Here is a 20008-nt window from a genome sequence, read left to right as displayed (position 1 = left end):
TCGCGCCAAGCCCCGCGCTGTCATTCCCCGCGAAGGCGGGGAATCCAGTACGCCGCGGCTTCTCGGCTCAGGTACGGCCTCTGGGATACGGTCCTAGGAGGTTTCTAGACTTTTGACCCGCCCTGCCCCCATCAGACTGACAAGACGGTCCCAACTTCAGCGGTCGTGGCTTCCTCGCCATTCGCGATACCTGCGAATGACCGTCCGGGTTGATTGAAAAGCGCCAGACAACCCGCCAGCAGAATGGCTATAACTCCTCCAAGAAAGAATCATGGGGGAATTCTGATGTGGCCGTTTGCAGGCATTTCTTTATCGACAGCGACGCTGATTGGCTCAATTGCGAATTGGGCGCTCCTTGTTTGTCTACTGGGTGGCATGTTGGCTACCTTTGTCATCGTCCAGACAACAGACGTAAAAGAGGAGCATTGGGCCGAAGATCGGAAGCATTCCAGTGAACGCATCGCTGAGCTCAATAACGGAACGGCTCGATTGCAGGCAGACAATCTTGTGCTGCAAACTGTTCTGCTACCTAGGCATGTTGGCCTCATTGGGCTCGATCAAGAGCCGCCCGCCAAAAAGTGGTTTGCTGGATTCGAGCGTTGGGCCGGCACAAAATTACTAATCCAAGTCATCCAAGGTGACCCTGAGGCACAGAACCTTGCGAATGAAATTGCGATTGTGCTTTCAAAATTTGGCTGGATACCTGAGTTTATCGACGAAAAACGCTCCGGCGTATCTCTCAACTTAAGCGAAGGGCTTAGCGTTCTTTCGCCCTCCTCGCACAAAGCCTGGGATCCGAAGAATGAGGTGCAGAAAACGTTTGCAGCGCTGGGGGAAGCAGCAATATCCCTTGCAAGAGCTCTGACAAATGCCGGGCTCGGCGTGGGCTCGTACCCCGTTGTTGGCGCGAATGGTGCAGCCATGGTCGTTGACTTTCCTCCGGAATCCGAGGGCGAAGCGCACAATCCATTTCGGAATTTCTCTCCGAGGTTGGACGGGGTGTATCTACAGGTTGGTTCAAGGCCAGTCGGCGCAACAATGGCCTGGATCAAGCAAGGCAGGCCCGACATACTCGGCAACAAGGCTGCTGACGCCGCACCAGCCGAAGCCCACAAATAAGCTACCCAAGAAGCAACTTCATAACTTGCCCCGATGTGGGGCGGCCGCTTCCGCTAAGCTTGCAGCGTTTGCGCCAAGCAGTTGAGTGGTCTCGTTCAAACTCCTGCAAGGTTGATCCTCCGAACCATAAGCTATGGTCGAGGCGGATTAACACTCCGACCTCATCCACCGTGCTTAGTGGATCGCCCGCTCCAGTGCGCGATTGCGCACAAGGCGGGCGATGACGGCGGAGACTGGAGCGCTATTTGCTTCCCGCCGCAAACTCCCGCCATCCCCTCGCCCGCAGGCTACACGCCGGGCACTCGCCGCAGCCATAACCCCAATCGTGCTGCGCGCCGCGTTCGCCGAGATAGCAGGTGTGCGAGTGCTCGCGGATGAGATCGACCAGCCTATCGCCGCCGAGGTCGTGCGCGAGCTTCCACGTCGCAGCCTTGTCGATCCACATCAGCGGCGTGTGTAGCTCGAAGGACCTCGCCATGCCGAGCGAGAGCGCGGCCTGCATGGCGCGGATGGTGTCGTCGCGGCAATCGGGATAGCCGGAATAGTCGGTCTCGCACATGCCGCCGACGATGTGGGTGATGCCGCGCCGGTAGGCCAGCGCCGCGGCAAACGTCAGGAACACCAGATTGCGGCCTGGCACGAACGTGTTCGGCAGGCCGTCGGCGCCCATCGCAATCGCGACATCGCGGGTCAGCGCCGTCTCGGACACCGCCGCCAGCGTCGGGATCGACAGCGTGTGGCTCTCGCCGAGTTTTGCGGCCCAGTCGGGGCGAAGGCCCTTGATGCCGTCGAACAGGCGGTCGCGGCAGTCAAGCTCGACTGCATGGCGCTGGCCGTAGTCGAAGCCCAGCATCTCCACCCGCGCGAAGCGATCCAGCGCCCAGGCGAGGCAGGTGGTGGAATCCTGGCCGCCGGAAAACAGCACCAGGGCGGTTTGTGATGAAAATGCGTCACTCATGGCCCGCGCTTTAGCATTGCGGGCGCCGCTCGCCAATCGGTGGAAATCGGCCCGTTCCGCCGCGCTCGGCGGATGCGTAGCAGAATTCATGTGCTCAATCCGGGCCTACTGATCGTGACCCGAGGCAGAAGTCGTGCTCAGGCGGTCAACGTGCGAGAGGCGCGTAAACCGTGAAAAGGATTTCAAATCGCAGGGCCGCCATCAATTCGACTGCCTTAGTTGAGATCGCAAAATACGCTGCGTGTGGCTCGGAGGCCGCTTGTATGCCAACGTTCAGCCTACGAAAATCGAACCGATCCCAGCTATTCTTGAGCTCGGGCTGAAGTGCGTTGATGAGCTCAATTAGGCGCAGCACGGTCTCTTCGAGCGAAGCGTACTCCTTGGCAAGCTCTATGGATGCTTCCTGGCCGGTGTGATTAAGCACGACGACCGAAGTCTCGATCGACTTCAAAAAATTCTCGAGGTCGTCAGTGTTTCCACGTATGTCGAGGTCGACATTGAGGAAGCTGGTAGCGGTCTTTGCGCTGCACATCATTATTCACCCATCCATTCGGATCTCTGTTCCAGACTGAGAGATACCCTCCTCCATTGCGCTCACGCGCTTTGAATTTGTGACATCCCCTAGGAACTGGCACGTATTCCCTTGGAACTGGTACGCATTCCATTCGCCAATTGCCGTCCGTACTTTATCATCGGCTGAACTTGGCTATGGATTGAATTTCGCTACCGAATCAAATGGTTGTTTGGAATCGCACGACATGAAGCCCTCCCGCGACATTTCCCGCCTGATCGAGATCATGGCGGCGCTGCGCACGCCGGTGACCGGCTGCCCCTGGGACCTCGAGCAGGATTTTTCGACGATCGCGCCCTACACGATCGAGGAGGCCTATGAGGTGGTCGAGGCCATCAGCCGCGGCGACCTCGACGATCTCAGAGAGGAGCTCGGCGACCTCCTGCTCCAGGTCGTGTTCCACGCCCAGATGGCATCCGAGCAGAACGCCTTCGCGTTCGGAGACGTCGTCGAGGCCATCACGCGAAAAATGATCCGCCGCCATCCCCATGTCTTCGCCGACAAGGACGGCAATCTCGCCTCGCACCACGTCAAGGAAGTCTGGGACCGCATCAAGACCGAGGAGAAGGCCGAGCGCGCCGCGCGCCGGCCGTCGGAGGCTGCGCCGTCGCACAAATCGCTGCTGTCGGGCGTCAAGGCCGGCCAGCCGGCGCTGACGCGCGCCATGGAGCTGCAGCGCAAGGCCTCCACGGTCGGCTTCGACTGGAACGACCCGCGCGCGGTCCTGCAAAAGATCCGCGAGGAAGCCGACGAGATCGAGGCCGCGCTCGATCGCAACGACAAGCAGGAGATCGCGGAGGAGACCGGCGACCTGATGTTCGCCCTCGTCAACCTCGCCCGCCATGTCGACGCCGATCCGGAAGCCGCGTTGCGTGCGACCAACGCGAAATTCGAGCGGCGATTTGCCTATATCGAACGGGCGCTGGAGGCGCAGGGCCGCACGCTGGAGCAGGCGTCGCTGGCGGAGATGGATGCGCTGTGGAACGCGGCGAAGACGGCCACCTGATCCGAGGACATAAGAGTGGACATCAGGCAGGACGATCCGACGGCGCCCTATGTCGCCGATTTGCTGGCCCATCATCTGGAAGAGCTGCGCAACGTCATGGGTGAACACGCGCAGGCGCTCGACGCGAGCGGTCTTTCGGACCCGGCCGTGACGTTTTGGACTATCTGGCAGGACGATGCGCTGGTGGGATTTGGCGCCCTCAAGCAGCTGGATGACGCGCATGCGGAGGTGAAGTCGATGCGTGTCGCGCCTGCTGCGCGCGGGACCGGCGTTGGCCGCGCCATCCTGCACCACATCATTGCTGAAGCCCGCAAACGTGGCTATGCGCGTCTCAGCCTGGAAACCGGCACAGCGCCGCTGCACGTTCCGGCCGTCGCGCTCTACCGCAGCGCGGGCTTCGTCTCCTGCGCGCCGTTCGCCGACTATCAGGCGAGCCCGCACAACCAGTTCATGCACCTTGATCTCTCCAGGTGATTTTCGACCCAGGACCAATGCGACCACCACCAATGCGGCCAACGGCCGGGCGGACTCATTTCACTCTACGTATGTGATCCGGATTTAGGTCAGCACCTTTTCCGGAAATGCAGCGAGGCGGTCTTGGCAAAGCGTGAGGTGCACCTCAGCCATGAAATCGTCATGACCGGCAGTCTAAAGTTGAGCAACGGAGCCCGCGCAGCCGAAACCCACCGCAGGTAAGTCCGATGCCACTGAAACACTATTCGGTCCTCAAGGGACGCCCGATCGCGATGCGTTTCGGCACCGGCCAGTCGCCGCACTATCAAGTCCATGTCGTGGCCGACAACGCGGATTTCCGCATCGCCGTCAATGTGCAGTCAGCCGACGGAAGCGAAGTCGCGTTCCTGGTGCGATCGCACTTTGTCCATCCGATTACCGATCATCTCGCGGCGCTGCCGGTGGGCTTGCACCCACAGCCGCCGAAGCCGGCCAGCATCGCGCTGGATTTCATTCGCGGCAATCTGATGCAGCCGCAGGAGATGATTCCGCTGCCGTTGTCCGTGCCCGGACCGGACAATGACCTCAACGAGAAACTCGACCAGTTCGTCCAGCGCGCACTCTCAAACGAAAGCGCGATGGTCTACGCATTCGGTGAGACCTGGGGGCCGGAGACGAAGGCGGACAATTATTTCGGCTTCCGGCCGGGGCGCGGCATTCACGACATCCACATGAATCAGGGAAATCCAAGGGGAAGATTCTCGGGTGACAACGGGCCGTGGCAGGACGGCGGGCTCGTGTTCGAATTCCCGGATCAGAAGTTATGGACGGCGGTCTTCCTCAAATTCCAGACGCAGGCCTGGCACACCGACGACAAGACCGGTGACCCCATCGGCGGAGGCACGCCGACACAGCCGAGAGATCCGACGACTCCTCCGACCGGAGAAATGCCCGATGGCCTCGTGCGCATCATTGCGGCACTCGTCAATGCCGTGAAGACGCCCGAACGGGAAGTCGTCACGCTGCTCAATACGGCCGATCGCGACATTGATCTCACCGGCTGGATGCTGGCCGACAAGCAGAAGAACAAAATGGTCCTGTCAGGGAAGATCGAGGCCGGCGGCACGCTCGCTGTCGTCGTGCAGAAGCCGATGGAATTGTCGAACCAAGGCGGCATCATTTCGCTGCTGGACGAGCATGGGATCAAGATCCACGGCGTCGCCTATACCAGGGCGCAAGCGAAAACTCCGGGCCTGACCATTCCATTCTAGGCCGTGTACCCATAAACCCGGCGGCGTGATGCGAAGGCAATGCCTGCTTTGCTCCTATAGCGGCCGGAGTTGTGTGGCAGCGCAAGATGTCGCGATGGGTAAACTGCCATTGAAGATGAAGGCACGATTTTTTACTCGATCCTGACCTGCTTTCTTCCCGATGTCCCAAAGTCTATCTTGGTTGAAAAGACACGAGAGGCAGCGAAATGCTACCGGCACCAATCACTTATTGCTTCTACCGTTGTCGCGGGCTCTGCCCTCACACTTGGGTCGTCGCGACTTTCGCAATCATGATGGCCTCCGCTCCACTGCAGGCTTCAACAGCACCAAAAACGTCAGCGTGCGGATACCTCGCTGGTCTAATTGATAAGGCACCGCCATCAGGGCCGTTGTTCCTGCCCAGCTATCCGACCGTCGAATCGGGGCCTCTGCATGGCGCCGCCTACCTCTATGACAATGCGGTAGCCGCCATCGCATTGGTCGGTTGCGGTGAGCAAGACAAAGCGTATCGGATTGGCTCGGCGATTCTCTGGGCCATCGACAACGACCGCACCTGGCATGATGGACGGCTCAGGAACGCCTACGCCGCGGGTGTGGTGGCGAATGGCCCCGTCAAACTTCCAGGGTGGTGGGACAAGACTCAGAACAAATGGTTAGAGGATCGATATCAGGTGGGCAGCGATGTTGGTAACATGGCATGGGCCATGTTGGCGTTGCTGTCGATTGATGATGTGAATACCGGCTCTCGGTTCCGCGATGGTGCAGCACGGCTTGGCGCCTGGGTCGCGCAATGGGCCGATAAGCGCGGTACTGGCGGTTTCACGGGTGGTACGTTTGGGCACGAACCGTCGCCGGAAGTGCGGACGTGGAAATCGACTGAACATAATACTGACCTCGCCGCCGCGTTTGGCCTTCTTGCGATCCGTACAGGCGATTCGCGCTGGCGCGATAAGGCAACGGTTGCTGAGTACTTCGTAAATACGATGTGGGATCCGGCATGCGCCTGTTTCGCCGCAGGTACCGCTGAAGACGGCGTCACGCACAATCCGATTTTGGCTCTGGATGCTCAGATCTGGCCTTTAACAGCGCTTCACGGAGCGGCCGGGAAATTTGCATCAGCAATGACGACCGCCGAACAGCGAATGAGTGTCGGCGGGGGCTTTTCTTACGGTGAAGACCGGGACGGTGTGTGGACCGAAGGGACGGGCCAAATGGCTCTCTTGATGAAATTGCTCGGCAGGACTGAGAGGGCAGAGTCGTTGATCGCTGTAATCGAATCCAAGAGGTCGCCCGATGGTGGGTTCTATGCCACGACTGTCCGCGAGTTACCGACTGGGTTCGTGTTGGACACCGACCCGACCAAGCCGCGACTCTATTTCCGATTGTCACATCTTGGCGCAGCTTCTTGGGCTGCCCTCGCGGAACGTGGGTTCAATCCCTTTACGATGACAAAAGGACTTCCGTAGTTGAGCGCGCAGCGCTTTGCCTTCGTTGAACTTGCGTCGATTAGGCTGTGGCTGCGCGTTAATGAGTCCGCGTCCTAGTGTCCTGCGTCACTCCGCGTCGGAGGCACGCAAGGAAGCCCGCCGCCAACTCGCTGTCGCCGGCTTGCACGGAAAGTGCGTAGCCCGGATGGAGCGCAGCGCAATGACATCCCGGATTACATTCGCTTCATCCGGGCTACGAGGGCGTCTTACGCCGACAGACGCGGCACGGCGTCGAACCGGTTCACCACGATATCGCGTTTGGTCTCGTCCACCCGCACCGTCATGTCGAAGCGGCCGTCGAGCAGCTCCTTGGCCAGCACCTCGGAATTGCGGTGCAGCCAGCTGATGCCGGCGCCGTCGGCGGCGTCGATGGAGAGATCGAGCGTGGTGCGTTTTGCGGCCAACCGCTCCTCGATCGCGGCCAGCAGCGTATCGATGCCCTCGCCCGATACGGCCGAGACCAGCATCGCCGGATGATCTTCCGGCCTGCGCGCGGCGATGTTCAAAAGCTCTTCGCGCTGTTCGGCATCGTAGCGGTCGATCTTGTTCCAGACCTCGATGATGCGGCCGCTGTCATCGGGATTGATGCCGAGCTGGCGCAGCACGGCGTCGACGTCGCTCTGCTGGGCCTCGGCATCCTCGTGCGAGATGTCGCGCACATGCAGGATGACGTCCGCTTCCAGCACCTCTTCCAGCGTGGCGCGGAAGGCAGCAACGAGCTGCGTCGGCAGGTTGGAGATGAACCCGACGGTGTCGGACAGCATCGCCTTGCCGCCATGCGGCAGGGTGAGCGCGCGCAGGGTCGGATCGAGCGTCGCGAACAGCATGTCGGCGGCCTGGACGTCGGCGCGGGTCAGGCGGTTGAACAGTGTCGACTTGCCGGCGTTGGTGTAGCCGACCAGCGCGACGACGCGATACGGCACGCGCTGGCGTCCCGCGCGATGCAGGCGCCGCGTCGCCTGCACCTTCTTCAGTTCGCCCTCGAGCTTGGAAATGCGCTCCTGGATCAGGCGACGGTCGGCCTCGATCTGCGTCTCGCCGGGACCGCCCATGAACCCGAAACCGCCGCGCTGGCGTTCGAGATGGGTCCACGACCGCACCAGGCGCGAGCGCTGGTAGTTGAGATGCGCAAGCTCGACCTGAAGCGAGCCTTCCCTGGTCTTGGCGCGGCGGCCGAAGATCTCCAGGATGAGCCCGGTGCGGTCGAGCACCTTGGCGTGCAATTCCTTCTCGAGATTGCGCTGCTGGATCGGCGCCAGGGCGCAATCCATCACCACGAGCTCGACGTCCAGGGTCTTGATCAGCCCCGCGATCTCCTCGACCTTGCCTTTGCCGATATAGGTCGCGGGCCTGATCTGGCTGATGGGCGCGATGATGGCCTCGGCAATGACGAGATCGATCGCACGCGCGAGGCCCGCGGCTTCGTCGAGCCGGGCCTCGGCGTCTCGCTGGACATGGCTTTCCGATTGCGCGTCGGCGCTTCCCGCACGCACCCGCAAGTAGGGGCCGATGACAAGCACCCGCCCCGTCTGCTTAGCCCCGGCCGCCCGCGGACGGTCGGCCTCCCCGTCGAAATTCCGGGGTTCCAATCAGATCACTCTCAAGCCGGCTGATCCTCGCCGCCTTCGAACAGCTGGATCGGAGCGCCCGGCATGATGGTCGAGATCGCATGCTTGTACACGAGCTGCGAGTGACCGTCGCGCCGAAGTAGCAGACAGAAATTGTCGAACCAGGTCACGATGCCCTGGAGCTTCACTCCGTTGACCAGAAAGATCGTCAGTGGCGTTTTGGTTTTGCGAACGTGATTAAGGAAGGTGTCCTGTAGGTTTTGTGCGCGGTCTGCCGCCATTGTTTTTTTCTCGCTTTGAGTTTCTTTTTATTGCGCCGGTTGTGCCCCGCTTTTGAGAATATGGGGTCTCATCCGGTTGCCGTTCCTCATGAGATCCCCCTCGGAGGAACAGCGGTTCGATTAGAGGGCAGGACGGGTTATTAGGCAAGCCGCTTCACGCGGCAGGCCAAGCCCAATTGCCCCGAAAAACTACGGAAATCGATGATTTTCCTCGCTTATCCCTGACGCCCGGCCGCAACGTCGCGGCGCTCGAGTCATTTCGGTTCCCGTTGAAGCGGCACCCGAGATTCTCGTGCTGATGCGGCCTTCTGTATGCGAGCCGGTATGCCATTCACGCGAAAACGCCCTAGCCGACGCCGAGCGCTTTCAACTTCCGATGCAGCGCCGAACGTTCCATGCCAACAAACTCAGCCGTGCGAGAAATATTTCCTGAAAAACGGCTGATCTGTGCAATCAAATAGTCGCGCTCGAACACTTCGCGCGCTTCGCGCAGCGGCAGGCCCATGATGTGCTCGCCGTTGTTGCTGGTCGGCATGGCCGGCACCATGGAGCCGACGTCCTGCGGCAGCATGTCGGCGGTGATGATCACCTCCGGCCCACCCGCGGCCAGAATCATGACTCTCTCAACGTTGTTGCGGAGCTGGCGTACATTGCCTGGCCAGACATGCGATTGCAGCACCGCCATCGCGTCCTGCCCGATCTGCCGCTTGGGCAGGCCGCTGCCGGCCGAGATCTGCTCCATGAAATAGTCGATCAATTCCGGAATGTCCTCGCGCCGCTCCGACAGCGCGGGCACGCGGATCGGCACCACCGAGAGCCGGTGATAGAGGTCCTCGCGGAAATGCCCGGCCGCGATCTCCTCCTCGAGATTGCGCGCGGTCGAGGAGATGATGCGGACGTCGACCTGCACCTTGGAGGTGCCGCCGACGCGCTGGAACGACTGCTCGACCAGCACGCGCAAAATCTTGTTCTGGGTCTCGCGCGGCATGTCCGCGATCTCGTCGATGAACAGCGTGCCGCCATGGGCTTCCTCGAGCGCGCCGGGCTTGCGCGGTTGCTCGCCGTTGGACTGCTCGACGCCGAACAGCTCGTGCTCCATGCGCTCGGGCGTGATCGCGGCTGCGTTGATGACGACGAAGGGACCGTCGGCGCGACCCGAGGCCGTATGCAGGGTGCGCGCGGTCAGCTCCTTGCCGGCGCCGGCAGGGCCGACGATCAGGATGCGGCTGTTGGCCTTGGCCGCGCGCTCGATGGTCTGGCGCAGCTGGTTCATGCTCGGCGAGCGGCCGACGAGCGAGCTTGCGCTCGGCGCGAGCTGCTTCAGCTCCTTGACCTCGCGCTTGAGCCGCGAATTCTCCAGCGCCCTGGTCGCGACCAGGATCAGCCGGTCGGCCTTGAACGGCTTCTCGATGAAATCGTAGGCGCCGCGCTTGATCGCGGCGACCGCGGTCTCGATGTTGCCGTGGCCGGAGATCATCACGACCGGCAGGTCGGCATTGTCCTTCTTGACCTGCTCCAGCAGCTGCAAGCCGTCGAGCTTGGAGCCCTGCAGCCAGATGTCGAGAAAAACCAGATGCGGCCTGCGGTTGGCGATCTCGGCGAGCGCGGAGTCGCTATCGCGCGCGGTCCGCGTGACAAAACCCTCGTCTTCGAGAATGCCCGCGACGAGATCCCGAATATCGGCCTCATCATCGACAATCAGAATTTCACTTGCCATGGGTCGCGCCTGTCTTGTCAGCTGCCTGTTGAGGCTTCGATTTTCGGTGAATCATTGGTCTTTTCAGCCGGCTCTTTGGTTTCGGCGGCCGGCTGTTTTGTTTCGGGGGTCTCGTCTGTTTCAGGGGGCCTGGCGGTTTCCGTGACCGCGTTTGCGGCCGTCGGTGCCTGCCCGGTCTCCTCGCTCTTCGGGGGCGCCCCGGAGATCGCAAAGCGCATCCGCATCCACGCGCCGCGCTGGCCCTCCCGGAAGTCGGAGGCATCCTTCAGCTCGATACGACCGCCATGGTCTTCAAGCACGCGGCCGACGATCGCGAGGCCGAGGCCGGTGCCCTTGGCGCGTGTCGTCACATAAGGCTCGAGGAGCCGCGAACGCGCGACCTTGGGCAGGCCGATGCCGTTGTCGATGACGTCGATCAGCACGTCCTCGCCCTCGCGCGAGACCACGACGTCGATGCGGCCCTTGCCGTAGCCCTTGCCGAGCTCCTCCGGCGGGACCTGCTCGATCGCCTCGGTCGCGTTCTTGACGATGTTGGTGACCGCCTGCGAGATCAGCCGCCGGTCGAACTGGGCCCGCAGCGGATCCTCTCTGAACTCGGCCTCGATATCGATCTCGGGATGGGCGACCTTCATCAGGAACACCGCCTGCCGCACGGTGTCGGCGACGTCCTCGCCCTCCATCACCGGCTTTGGCATCCGCGCGAAGCGTGAGAACTCGTCGACCATGCGGCGGATATCGTCGACCTGGCGCACGATGGTGTCCGTGCACTGCTCGAAGATCTGCTTGTCCTTAGTCTCGGTGATGTCCTTGCCGAACTTGCGGCGGATGCGTTCGGCCGAGAGCTGGATCGGCGTCAGCGGGTTCTTGATCTCGTGCGCGATGCGGCGCGCGACATCGCCCCAGGCCGAGGTGCGCTGCGCCGAGACCAGCTCGGTGATGTCGTCGAGCGTGATGATGTAGCTGTCGTGCGGCTGGTTCTTCTCGGCGCTGACGCGGACCGACAGGTTGCGCTCGGTGCCGTCGCGCGTGATCGTGATCTGGCCCTGCACCAGGCGCTGGGTCCCTTCCCGCGCCGTCTTCATCATCTCGTCGAGCTCGGGCAGCACGTCGGACAGCGGATGGCCGAGCGTCTCCGCTTCGGAGTGCCCGATCAGCTTCTCGGCGGAGCGGTTGAGGATGCCGACGCTGCCTGATGTGTCGACGCCGATGATGCCGGCGCTTGCCGAGGACAGCACGGCCTCGATGAATCGGCGACGGCTGTCGATGAGATCGCTGGCGTTGACGAGCTCGTCGCGCTGGCTGCGCAATTCCTGCGTCATCTTGTTGAAGGTCTCGCCCAGCTGGGCGAGATCGCCTTCGGACTGGTGCACGGGTACCTGCACGTGGAGGTCGCCGGTCGAGACCGTGTGGGCCGCGTTCATCAGCCGCCGGATCGGCGAGACCAGCGAGTTGGCGAAGTTGAGGCCGATCAGCACCGAGGCCATCAGGATGGTCAGCGCGATCACCGCGAACATCAAGGCGAAGGCGACCTGGATGCCGAGCCGGCGCGACTCGATCTGGGCGTATTCGGCGACGCTGACCTCGGTCTGCTTGAGCTGTTGAACCACATTCGGATCCAGCGGCCGCGCGACATAGAGGAAGGTGTCGCTGAAGGCGCGCAGGCGGATCACCGCGGCGACGAAGCTCGCATCGGGCAGCACCGCGATCTCGGGCTCGGATTCGTTGACGTTGCTGAGGAAGTCCGGCGCCGGCGGCGAATAGGCCAGCCGCATGCCGGTGTCGGCGGATTCCAGGATGTTGGTGTTCTTGTCGATGATCATCGCGCCCGGCAGATTGCGCGAGCCGGCGCTGGCGGTCAGCAGCTCGCGGAACGAGCGGCGGTCCTGGTCGTAGAGCGGCCGGGCGTGGGCAATGTCATTGGCCATGCCGAGAATGTCGCCGCGGATCAGCTGCGCGTGGTCCTGCATGTAGGCGCGCGCGATCGTCAGCGAATTCTGGATCACTTCCTTGGTCGGGCCGGAGAACAGCCGGTCGAGGCCGCGCTCGATGGTGACGTTGGCGACCACGGCGACCAGCACCGCCGGCAGCACCGCCACGATCGAGAACAGGCTGACGATCTGGACATGGAGGCGGGCCGCCGCCCGGCCCCGCCGACGCGCCAGGATCAGCTGCCAGAGCTCGCGGACGATGATGCCGACCAGCAGCAGGATCGTGGCCGCATTGATCAGATAGAACGAGCGCACCACCTCCGGGGTCGGCTCGATTTTCGTCAGGCCGGTCAGGACCAGAAAGGTCAGGAGCGCCGACAGCAATGCCATCGCGACGGCAAGCGGCGCCAGCCAGCGCCGTACCGACCAACGCCGGGGCTCTTCCGCTGGGGCCGTGTCAAAGTGTGCGGCCGAGGTATCTGCGCTGGTCATTCCGGCAATGGTGCTGAAAACGGGGTCCGCGGCGGGCGGATACTGATGTATTCGTACCACATTGTTGCCGAATTGCGACAATTCCGCGGCGCCCCCGCCGCGGCGGACCGGCGCATCCACAGGCCGCTGTTCTGGCAGACCTCGCTTGCGGGAACGGATTCCGCTCCATGCGGCTTGACCGACATGGACAGGTTCTTTCTCGCGCTAATGGTGTCGGCCGTGCTGCTGCTGATCGTGGCCGCCGATCTGCTCGTCAACGGTGTCGGGGTGCAAGAGCCACCGGCGAGCGTCGCCAGCGCCGTGCCCGTCTCTGGCCGGCTGGTCAGATGAGCGCGACGCAGCGCGCCGCGGTTAAATGACAATTCATACGTTCCAACGGAACGTTTCGGCCCGATTCGGACTTTTCCTCACCGCGTCAGCCACAACGGCCAACGCGATCCGGACAGGCTCAGCTCCGCTTTGGTAGGGGGAGCTGAGCCACCGTCCGTTCGGGAAGACTAGCCCCCGCTCCGATAGACCTGGATATCGAGATCCCGGATCTTCTTCCGCAGCGTGTTGCGGTTGAGGCCGAGCAGGTCGGCGGCGCGGATCTGGTTGCCGCGGGTCGCGGCAAGCGCGGCCGTGAGCAGCGGCACCTCGATCTCCTTGAGGATGCGGTGATAAAGGCCCGGCGGCGGCACGCCGTTCGGAAAGCCCTGGAAGTGCGAGGACAGATACGCCTCTACGGCGCCGCCGAGATTGTCGACGCCCTGCGGGACTGCGGCGCCGGGGCTGACCGTGGGCGGCGCGAGCTCGCCGTCGATGACGGAGCCCGTGATCACGTCCTGCGGATAGAGCGCGGCGAGGCGCCGCGCGAGGTTCTCGAGCTCGCGCACGTTGCCGGGCCAACGGTGCTGCTTCATCCGCTCCAGCGCCAGCGCGTCCAGCTTCTTCGGCGGCAGGCCGTCCTTCTCGGCCAGCGTGAAGAAGTGTCGCACGAGGTCCGGCAGATCCTCGATGCGCTCGCGCAAGGGGGGCAGCCGCAGCGGCACGACGTTGAGGCGGAAGAACAGGTCTTCGCGGAATAGGCCCTGCTGGATCAGGACGCGCAGGTCCTTGTTGGAGGCCGCGACGATCCGCACGTCGGTCTTGATCGGGGTGCGGCCGCCGACGGTGGTGTATTCGCCCTGCTGGAGCACGCGCAGCAGGCGGGTCTGTGCCTCCATCGGCATGTCGCCGATCTCGTCGAGGAACAGCGTGCCGCCCTCGGCCTGCTCGAACCGGCCGGAGGCGCGGGTGTTGGCGCCGGTGAAGGCACCGCGCTCATGGCCGAACAGCTCGGACTCGATGAGGTCACGCGGGATCGCCGCCATGTTGACCGCGACGAACGGGCCGTTGCGGCGCTTGCCGTAATCGTGCAGCGCGCGCGCCACCAGTTCCTTGCCGGTGCCGGACTCGCCCGTGATCATCACGGTGAGGTCGGTCTGCATCAGGCGCGCCAGCACGCGGTAGATTTCCTGCATCGCCGGCGAGCGGCCGACCAGCGGGATCGCCTCCATCTCGGCGTCCTCGTCCGGCGTCGAGACCCGCTCCTTCGGCTCGGCCAGCGCACGGCCGACGATGGCGATCAGCTCCTTCAGATCGAAGGGTTTTGGCAGATATTCATACGCGCCCCGCTCGGACGCGCGGATGGCGGTCATGAACGTGTTCTGCGCGCTCATCACGATGACGGGCAAATTCGGCCGCATCTTCTTGATCCGCGGCAGCAGGTCGAAGGCGTTCTCGTCGGGCATCACCACGTCGGTGATGACGAGATCGCCCTCCCCCTGGCTGACCCAGCGCCACAGCGTTGCGGCATTGCCGGTAAGCCTGACCTCATAGCCGGCGCGGGATAGTGCCTGATTGAGAACCGTGCGGATGGCGGTGTCGTCATCAGCAACGAGAATGCTACCTGCGGGCATCGTTAATCCTCATTTCGCCCCCTGTGACGCAGACGACGACTTCCCGGCAGAGCCGTCGCGGCTGCTTTGATCGGCATGTTTGACCGATGTGGAATACATCGGCATCAGCACGCGGAAGGTGGTCTTGCGCGGCTGAGACTCGCATTCGATGATGCCCCCGTGATCCCCGATGATCTTTGCGACCAGCGCGAGGCCCAGACCCGAGCCGGTCTGCTTGGTGGTCACGAAGGGATCGAACAGGTTGGGCAGAAGATCGTCCGGCACGCCTGGTCCGTTGTCCTTCACGCAGAATTCGAGCGGCAGGGATACACGGGATTTTTGACCGGGGACTGACAGGCGCACGCCGGGACGGAACGCGGTGGTGAGCTGGATCTCGGCGTCGGGAACGTCGATCAGCGCTTCGGCGGCGTTCTTCACGAGGTTGAGGAACACCTGGACGAGCTGATCCTGGTTCGCGAGCACCGGGGGCAGCGAAGGATCGTAATCCTCGATGAAGCGGATGTTGCGGGCAAAGCCCGACTGTGCCAGCCGCTTCACGTGATCGAGCACGGAATGGATGTTGACCGGGCCGCGCACCACGGGGCGTTCGTCGCCGAACACCTCCATGCGGTCGACCAGCGTCACGATCCGGTCGGCCTCGTCGCAGATCAGCCGCGTCAGCATGCGGTCCTCGGACGAGGCCTGCTGCTCGAGCAGCTGCGCCGCGCCGCGGATTCCGGACAGCGGATTCTTGATCTCATGGGCCAGCATCGCGGCCAGCGCGATCACCGAGCGCGCGGCGCTGCGATGGGTGAGCTGGCGGTCCATCTTGTCGGCGATGGAGCGCTCCTGCAGCATCACGACGATATGGCCGGGCCGCTCCGTCAGCGGGGCGACGTGCAGATCGACCTGACGGTCGCCGCCCATGCGCGGCGTGCCGAGATCGACCTTGTATTCGTTGACCGGCGAGTTCGACGAACGCACCTGGTCGATCAGCGCCAGCAAGGGGCTGCCGAACGGCACCAGCTCTTTCAGCGACTGCCGCTTCAGGAACTGGGTCGAGATATCGAAGAAGGCCTCGGTTGCGATGTTGGCGGCGACGATCTTGCCGTCCGGTCCGATCATGAGCACGGGATTGGGCAGCGCATCCAGAATCGCATCGCTGTCGGCCGGCCGGCGGTGTTCAGCGGCTGAGCTCATGCAGCAGCGCTCCATGCGAAGTCGTCGAATGCGTCTTGCAGCGACTGGTGGACCAGGCCCGGATCCTCGGAGGTGAGGATCTTCTGGCGCCACCCCTTCAGCTTCTCGAATGGCGCCCCGCTCGCATCGGCCGCGACGTCGAGCGCCCAGCCCAGATGTTTGCGCGCATGCCTGAGGCCGATACGCAGGCCGTAGAGCGCGCAGACGCCCTCATAGAGCGTGCGGACATAGTGCAGCTGCGTTGCGAGCGACGGCGTGGCTTCAGCCGCTCCGCCCTTGAGGCGCCGGCCGATCTCGCCGGGCAGCCAGGGCTGGCCCTGCGCGCCGCGGCCGATCATCACGGCATCGGCGCCGGAGGCCTCCAGCGCGGCGAGCGCCTTCTCGTAAGTGGTGATGTCGCCGTTGACGACGAGCGGAATGGAGATGGCTTCGCGCACGGCGCGGATCGCGTCCCAATCGGCCTCGCCCTTGTAGAACTGGCAGCGGGTGCGGCCATGGACCGTGACGAGCTTGATGCCGGCAGCTTCCGCGCGGCGCGCCAGCTCCGGCGCGTTGCGGCTACGGTCGTCCCAGCCGAGCCGCATCTTCAGCGTCACCGGAACCTTCACCGCCGCGATCGTCGCGTCAATCAGGCTGACGGCATGGTCGAGGTCGCGCATCAGGGCCGAGCCGGACTGGCCGCCGGTGACGTGCCGGGCCGGACAGCCCATGTTGATGTCGATGATGTCGGCGCCCTCCGCCTCGGCGATCCGGGCGCCCTCCGCCATCCAGTGTGCCTCGCAGCCGGCGAGCTGGACCACGTGTGGACCGATCCCGGTCGCTTCGCAGCGCAACCGCGACATCCTGTGGCCATTCGCGAGTTCATCGCTGGCGGTCATTTCGGACACGACCAGACCGGCGCCGAGCTCGGCGGCAAGCCGGCGGACGGGCGAGTCGGTTACCCCCGACATCGGCGCCAGGAAGACCGGGGCGGCGACTTCGATATCGCCTATTTTCAACGGCTTAGAGCCTGATACTGCCGAGCCGGTCACAGGGGTCTCGTTGCGTAGGCAGGGCCTCATCGCGCCTGCCATGACCTATCTTGCGCACAATTCTTGTGCAGTCAAGCGTCATGCCTACAGTTTAGACAGTTCTGCAAATCTTTCAAGTGCAGTGCAGCAAAATGCTGTTTCCCACAATCCGGGGAAACCCCCTTTTTTTGCGGGCCTGCCGTGCTAGAGGCATGCGGCAATCACCCCTCTCCCCGACTCTCTCCATCACCAACTGAGTATTTGAGTCCTATGGCGAAATCACAGCGCACCGCAGTCGTCCTTGTCGCGGCCGGACGCGGCCTGCGGGCAGGCGCCGGTGGTCCCAAGCAATATCGCGAGATCGGCGGCGTGCCCGTGATCTATCGCGCCATGGAAGCCTTCAGCCGCCACCCCGACGTGTTTGCCGTACAGCCCGTGGTGAACCCCGACGACAGCGCCATGTTCACGGCAGCGGTCGCAGGCCTGAAGCACGAGCCGCCGACCAATGGCGGCGCCACCCGACAGGCCTCGGTGCTCGCCGGATTGGAAGCTCTCGCCAGGCACAAGCCGGACATCGTGCTGATCCACGACGCCGCGCGCCCCTTCGTCTCGGAAGGCGTGATCTCCCGCGCGATCGATGCGGCAAGCCGCACCGGCGCCGCGCTCCCCGTCGTCCCCGTTACCGACACGATCAAGGTCGCCGGCGAGGGCGGGAATGTGGAGGACACGCCGGACCGGGCCTCCTTGCGAATCGCGCAGACGCCGCAATCCTTTCGTTTCGACGTCATCCTCGAGGCGCATCGTCGCGCGGCAAAGGACGGGCGCAGCGATTTCACCGACGATGCCGCGATTGCCGAATGGGCGGGATTGACGGTTGCAACCTTTGAAGGCGATGTTGCCAATATGAAGCTCACCACTCCCGAAGACTTCGTGCGCGAGGAAGCGCGCCTCGCCAGCCTGCTCGGCGACATCAGGACCGGCACGGGCTATGACGTGCACGCCTTCGGCGAAGGCGACCACCTCATGATCTGCGGCGTGCGCGTGCCGCACACGAAGGGTTTCCTCGCGCATTCCGACGGCGATGTCGGTCTGCATGCGCTGGTCGACGCCATCCTCGGCGCGCTCGCCGATGGCGACATCGGTTCGCACTTCCCGCCGAGCGATGCGAAATGGAAGGGCGCCTCCTCCGACCAGTTCCTGAAATACGCCATCGAGCGCGTCACCCAGCGCGGCGGCCGTATCGCCAATCTCGAGGTGACGATGATCTGCGAGCGGCCGAAGATCGGCCCGCTGCGAGATACCATGCGCGCCCGCATCGCCGAGATCTCCGGGGTCGACATCTCCCGCGTCGCGGTGAAGGCGACGACCAGCGAGCGGCTCGGCTTCACCGGCCGCGAGGAAGGCATCGCGGCCACCGCGAGCGCCACCATCCGCCTGCCCTGGAGCGTGTAGGATCATGGGCGGCAGCGACGCACGCGCCCTCTCCCGCTCGCTGCTCGATCTGTGCCGGGGGCGCAAGCTGACGATCGCGACCGCGGAGTCCTGCACCGGCGGCCTCGTGGCCGGCGCGCTGACCGACATCCCCGGCTCCTCTGATGTCATTGACCGCGGCTTCGTCACCTATTCCAACGACGCCAAGCGCGCGATGCTGGGGGTCGAGGCCGGGACGCTGACCAATTTCGGCGCCGTCAGCAAGGAGACCGCGACCGCGATGGCAGTCGGTGCGCTGGAGCGCGCTGGCGTCGATCTCGCGGTTGCCATCACCGGCATCGCCGGCCCCGGCGGCGCCACGCCCGGCAAGCCCGTCGGCCTCGTGCATTTCGCCGCCGCCGCGCGCGACGGCCGCATCATCCACCGTGAGCATCGCTTCGGCGCGATCGGCCGCACCGCCGTGCGCCAGCGCTCGGTGGTCGAGGCGCTGCGCATGCTGATGGATCTTGCTCGCGGCCCGCAGGCCCAGACCAAGCCGCGCCGCGCCACCGCAGCAACACGCCTGCGTCCCCGCGTGACCCGCTCGCCGCGCAGGCACGCGGTGAAGCGCAGATCGCCGCGCTCGCCGCGAGGGTGAAGTCCCTCCGGGCTACGAAGCTGCGCATGCCGATGGGACGTCTCACGCCGCCAGCAGCGCGCTGGCGTGATCGAGCACGCGCTGCTTGACCGCGTCGGCGTCGGACGGCTTCACCTTCGCGCTCACGGTCAATTCCACGACGGGGGCTGCGGGATCGGCTGCAATCACCTTCGACACATTGACCGACGGCGCGGCGCGATCGTCGACGCGAGGATCCTCACGCAGCTCCCGCAGGATCTGGGCAGCCAGCGCGTTGACCGATCCGGCCCTGACCGGAAACGTCACCTTGACCTCGCCGGTGCCGGGATAGGCGCTGTGATTGATGATGGCCGCGCCCCACACCTGCCCGTTCGGCAACAGGATCTGGGTGTTGTCGGGCGCGACCAGCTCGGTCATGAACAGCGACAACGACTTGACCTTCCCCGCCTTGCCTCCGACCTCGACGTCGTCGCCGATGTGGAAGGGGCGGAACAGCAGCAGCATGACGCCGGCGGCGAGATTGGACAGCGTGCCCTGTAACGCCAGACCAATGGCGAGTGACGTCGCGCCCAGCACGGCGACGAGGCTTGCGGTCTGGATGCCGAACAGCTGAAGCACGGCGATGCCGACCACCGCCAGCACGCCGTAGCGCGTGACGCTGGACACGAACAAGGTCACGAGCGGATCGATCCGGTGCCCGACGTTCAACACGCGCGTGACGAAACGCTGCATTGCGCCGGACAGATACCAGCCGATCGCCAGCAGCAGGATCGCGTAGACCGCGTTCAGCCCATACAGGACCAGCGACGCTTTCAGCGTGTCGAAATTGACGGTCATGAGGCCTCCCACGCGGACAATCCGTTGCAAACTCGCGGCGGCGCGAAATGATCCCGGCGCAGAACGATCGGGAACCTGCATGCATTCCACGCGAAGGGTGCCGCAGGGTGGATGAGCGAAGCGTAATCCACCTCTTCTGCTTCC

General features: G+C 63.8%; 18 protein-coding genes. 8 read left to right on the top strand and 10 right to left on the bottom strand.

Annotated elements, in window-relative coordinates; all coding sequences use genetic code 11:
* Positions 1–285: 285 nt before the first annotated feature.
* A complete protein-coding gene (locus tag NLM15_RS22200) occupies positions 286–1119 on the top strand; it encodes a hypothetical protein (protein ID WP_254119400.1) in 834 nt (277 codons plus the stop codon).
* Positions 1120–1360: 241 nt separating this feature from the next.
* Here NLM15_RS22200 and queC read toward each other — a convergent pair whose 3' ends face one another.
* Both queC and NLM15_RS22190 read right to left on the bottom strand, forming a co-directional pair.
* The gene (gene queC, locus NLM15_RS22195; protein ID WP_254119399.1) at positions 1361–2077 is read right to left on the bottom strand and encodes a 7-cyano-7-deazaguanine synthase QueC; all 717 of its coding nucleotides are present in this window, start codon (positions 2075–2077) and stop codon (positions 1361–1363) included.
* 145 nt (positions 2078–2222) lie between these two features.
* Positions 2223–2528: a hypothetical protein gene (locus NLM15_RS22190; protein ID WP_254119397.1), complete on the bottom strand. Its 306-nt coding sequence runs from the start codon at positions 2526–2528 to the stop codon at positions 2223–2225.
* Positions 2529–2835: 307 nt separating this feature from the next.
* Here NLM15_RS22190 and mazG point away from each other — a divergent pair, with 307 nt between their 5' ends.
* The 4 genes from mazG to NLM15_RS22170 all read left to right on the top strand — a co-directional run bounded on the left by mazG (position 2836) and on the right by NLM15_RS22170 (position 6844).
* Positions 2836–3654: a nucleoside triphosphate pyrophosphohydrolase gene (mazG, locus tag NLM15_RS22185; protein WP_254119395.1), complete on the top strand. Its 819-nt coding sequence runs from the start codon at positions 2836–2838 to the stop codon at positions 3652–3654.
* Between the two features lie 15 nt (positions 3655–3669).
* The gene (locus NLM15_RS22180) at positions 3670–4128 is read left to right on the top strand and encodes a GNAT family N-acetyltransferase (RefSeq protein WP_254119393.1); all 459 of its coding nucleotides are present in this window, start codon (positions 3670–3672) and stop codon (positions 4126–4128) included.
* A 227-nt stretch (positions 4129–4355) separates the two neighbouring features.
* Complete coding sequence (locus NLM15_RS22175; RefSeq protein ID WP_254119391.1) at positions 4356–5378, top strand: DUF2278 family protein; 1023 nt, start codon at positions 4356–4358, stop codon at positions 5376–5378.
* Positions 5379–5767: 389 nt separating this feature from the next.
* Positions 5768–6844 carry a hypothetical protein gene (locus tag NLM15_RS22170; protein WP_254119390.1) on the top strand — a complete coding sequence of 359 codons (1077 nt, stop codon included), beginning with the start codon at positions 5768–5770 and terminating at the stop codon, positions 6842–6844.
* 227 nt (positions 6845–7071) lie between these two features.
* Here NLM15_RS22170 and hflX read toward each other — a convergent pair whose 3' ends face one another.
* From hflX to NLM15_RS22150, 4 genes are all read right to left on the bottom strand, one after another.
* Positions 7072–8454 (bottom strand): GTPase HflX, encoded by a 1383-nt coding sequence (gene hflX, locus NLM15_RS22165; protein ID WP_254119388.1) that lies wholly within the window; start codon positions 8452–8454, stop codon positions 7072–7074.
* Between the two features lie 11 nt (positions 8455–8465).
* Positions 8466–8714 (bottom strand): RNA chaperone Hfq, encoded by a 249-nt coding sequence (gene hfq / locus NLM15_RS22160; protein WP_007591126.1) that lies wholly within the window; start codon positions 8712–8714, stop codon positions 8466–8468.
* A 346-nt stretch (positions 8715–9060) separates the two neighbouring features.
* Positions 9061–10431: a sigma-54 dependent transcriptional regulator gene (locus NLM15_RS22155; RefSeq protein WP_254119386.1), complete on the bottom strand. Its 1371-nt coding sequence runs from the start codon at positions 10429–10431 to the stop codon at positions 9061–9063.
* 17 nt (positions 10432–10448) lie between these two features.
* Positions 10449–12851, bottom strand: a complete 2403-nt coding sequence (locus NLM15_RS22150) for a PAS domain-containing sensor histidine kinase (protein ID WP_254119384.1) — start codon at positions 12849–12851, stop codon at positions 10449–10451.
* 45 nt (positions 12852–12896) lie between these two features.
* Between NLM15_RS22150 and NLM15_RS22145 the strand changes: the two genes are divergently transcribed.
* The gene (locus tag NLM15_RS22145) at positions 12897–13181 is read left to right on the top strand and encodes a histidine kinase (RefSeq protein WP_254119382.1); all 285 of its coding nucleotides are present in this window, start codon (positions 12897–12899) and stop codon (positions 13179–13181) included.
* Between the two features lie 167 nt (positions 13182–13348).
* Here NLM15_RS22145 and ntrC read toward each other — a convergent pair whose 3' ends face one another.
* The 3 genes from ntrC to dusB are packed head-to-tail and all read right to left on the bottom strand — an operon-like array spanning position 13349 to position 16968.
* Positions 13349–14791 carry a nitrogen regulation protein NR(I) gene (gene ntrC, locus NLM15_RS22140; protein WP_254119381.1) on the bottom strand — a complete coding sequence of 481 codons (1443 nt, stop codon included), beginning with the start codon at positions 14789–14791 and terminating at the stop codon, positions 13349–13351.
* A 9-nt stretch (positions 14792–14800) separates the two neighbouring features.
* Complete coding sequence (locus NLM15_RS22135; protein ID WP_254119379.1) at positions 14801–15970, bottom strand: nitrogen regulation protein NR(II); 1170 nt, start codon at positions 15968–15970, stop codon at positions 14801–14803.
* Positions 15967–16968 (bottom strand): tRNA dihydrouridine synthase DusB, encoded by a 1002-nt coding sequence (gene dusB / locus NLM15_RS22130; protein WP_254124319.1) that lies wholly within the window; start codon positions 16966–16968, stop codon positions 15967–15969. The genes NLM15_RS22135 and dusB overlap by 4 nt, the downstream gene beginning before the upstream one ends.
* Positions 16969–17250: 282 nt before the next feature.
* On the opposite strand from dusB, the gene NLM15_RS22125 reads away from it, so the two are divergent.
* Both NLM15_RS22125 and NLM15_RS22120 read left to right on the top strand, forming a co-directional pair.
* Positions 17251–18432 (top strand): bifunctional 2-C-methyl-D-erythritol 4-phosphate cytidylyltransferase/2-C-methyl-D-erythritol 2,4-cyclodiphosphate synthase, encoded by a 1182-nt coding sequence (locus NLM15_RS22125; protein ID WP_254119377.1) that lies wholly within the window; start codon positions 17251–17253, stop codon positions 18430–18432.
* Positions 18433–18436: 4 nt separating this feature from the next.
* The gene (locus NLM15_RS22120; protein ID WP_254119375.1) at positions 18437–19048 is read left to right on the top strand and encodes a CinA family protein; all 612 of its coding nucleotides are present in this window, start codon (positions 18437–18439) and stop codon (positions 19046–19048) included.
* Positions 19049–19090: 42 nt separating this feature from the next.
* On the opposite strand, the gene NLM15_RS22115 is transcribed toward NLM15_RS22120, so the two are convergent.
* Positions 19091–19864 (bottom strand): mechanosensitive ion channel family protein, encoded by a 774-nt coding sequence (locus NLM15_RS22115; RefSeq protein WP_254119373.1) that lies wholly within the window; start codon positions 19862–19864, stop codon positions 19091–19093.
* Positions 19865–20008: the final 144 nt, after the last annotated feature.

It is taken from the genome of Bradyrhizobium sp. CCGB20 (assembly GCF_024199855.1).
GTDB lineage: Bacteria > Pseudomonadota > Alphaproteobacteria > Rhizobiales > Xanthobacteraceae > Bradyrhizobium.
The sequence above is the reverse complement of the archived record's forward strand: the minus strand, read 5'-3'. Positions and strand labels throughout refer to the sequence as shown.